General features: G+C 53.0%; 1 protein-coding gene. It reads left to right on the plus strand.

The features are described 5' to 3' along the window. Positions 1-60 precede the first annotated feature (60 nt). Positions 61-689 (plus strand): mandelate racemase/muconate lactonizing enzyme family protein (locus tag ACR0EL_RS22365; protein WP_480502339.1); only part of this gene is annotated, 629 nt, incomplete at its 3' end.

Raw genomic sequence — 689 nt, forward strand, 5'->3', positions numbered from 1 at the left:
GATGAACCGATTTCTAGTCTTGCAAGCCGTTTTGAGGATGAAGCCGCTAAGATCAAGTCAATGGGATTTACCGCCACCAAAATGAAAACGGGCTTTGGCCCGAAGCCTGATGTGAAACTGTGCGAAGCAGTTAGACGCGGAGTTGGTGACGACTTTCCTTTTATGGTCGATGCAAACCATGCCTATACGACTTCAGACGCGTTCTTTGTCGGTCGGGCGCTGGAAGAACTGGACGCATATTGGTTCGAAGAACCGGTCGCGCCAGAAGACATTGACGGATACCGCGAACTGCGCACTTCGCTTAAAGTAAACATCTCAGGCGGAGAGGCGGTATTCAATCGCTGGGCATGGCGCAATCTTCTTGAAAACCGTGGCATCGATATCGCGCAGCCAGAGGTTTGTGCTTTGGGCGGTGTTTCAGAGTATCTCAGGGTACTGTCTCTATGCCACGCACATTTCACTCCGGTCGTAAATCACGTCTGGGGTAGCGCCATCGCCGTCGCAACTAATCTGCATTTACTAGCGGCCATGCCCGCAATTCCAGGCGGCTTGCATCCATGGGAGCCGATGCTGGAGTTCGACACAACGGACAACAAGTTTCGGGACGATCTGCTGACCGAACCGCTGGAAATTCAAAATCAAGTCAAGGCCAACAACGGCCGTGTCACGATCCCGACTGGCCCCGGATT

The sequence above is a fragment of the Ruegeria sp. AH12 genome (assembly GCF_056541465.1).